1 protein-coding gene and 1 pseudogene are annotated in these 916 nt (G+C 34.7%); one reads left to right on the forward strand and one right to left on the reverse strand.

The window, feature by feature from the left end:
* Positions 1-152: 152 nt before the first annotated feature.
* Positions 153-335 (reverse strand): hypothetical protein, encoded by a 183-nt coding sequence (locus ME1_RS00695; RefSeq protein ID WP_004862080.1) that lies wholly within the window; start codon positions 333-335, stop codon positions 153-155.
* A gap of 252 nt (positions 336-587) precedes the next feature.
* Here ME1_RS00695 and ME1_RS08365 point away from each other — a divergent pair.
* Positions 588-916 (forward strand): annotated as a pseudogene (locus ME1_RS08365) (type ISP restriction/modification enzyme); the annotation flags it as partial.

The raw sequence follows: 916 nt of genomic DNA on the forward strand, positions 1-916 counted from the left end.
TATAATCGTTGAAAACGTTGTTCTTGCGTTTGTTGACGCTGAATACTCTCTGATTGATTAATCGCTTTCTCACGTATAGTTTCTGCTAAACTCGGCAAACTGATAAAACACAAAACCGTAGCAAGCACAAAAGAAAATAAAGAGCAACGCATTTAATTTTTACACTCAATGTGACGTGCAAAACAAAATGTCTTATCCTTTCCAAAAGGAAAAGAACGAACCGCGTAATAATCTTTTACTGTTTTGTTGAAATCATTTTTTTGAGGATAGTCGTAAAGAGCAGAAACCGTATTGACCGCATCATATGTCCCCGTCTTATTACTTGCATAAGTCATATACCGCCCCCCACCTATGAAGATGATAATCACCTGTTAAAGTGTAATCTTACACACTATGCACTCTTTATCTAAGGCACAATACATAAAGCTATTTCGAGAATAAAGAAAGACTTTAATTCACAGAATATACCAAATTTATTGGAACTGTCACATATTAGAAACAACAACAAGCTATCTACTGTTACTATGATCTGATAAACAAAACAACATGACCATGGCTTATTACCTACAAAAGTAAAAAAGAAAGGTCGCTATAGAATTACTGATGAAGGATTAGCACATTTTAAAGCTGCTTATCCTCATGAAACCATAACGAAAAATGATATCTTCTATTATGTTTACGGTCTTTTGCATTCAGAAGATTATCGTGCTCGTTATGCTGATAACCTCTCTAAAGAATTGCCTCGCATCCCTTGCGTAAAGAATGCTGAAGATTTTTGGATGTTTGTTACAGCAGGGCGTGAATTAGGCAATTTACACGTAAATTATGAAAGCGTAGAACCTTATCCTGTGACCTTTAAAAAAGGTGACCCTAAACTTACAGATATTTCTAATCCTGAAAAGTTTTACTATGTTAC

Origin of the sequence: Bartonella vinsonii subsp. arupensis OK-94-513 (assembly GCF_000278235.1) — a bacterium.
Classification (GTDB): domain Bacteria; phylum Pseudomonadota; class Alphaproteobacteria; order Rhizobiales; family Rhizobiaceae; genus Bartonella; species Bartonella arupensis.

Excerpts from the sequence above, each read along its gene's own strand:
- ME1_RS00695 (WP_004862080.1), bottom strand. The coding sequence starts at position 335 with ATGACTTATGCAAGTAATAAGACGGGGACATATGATGCGGTCAATACG.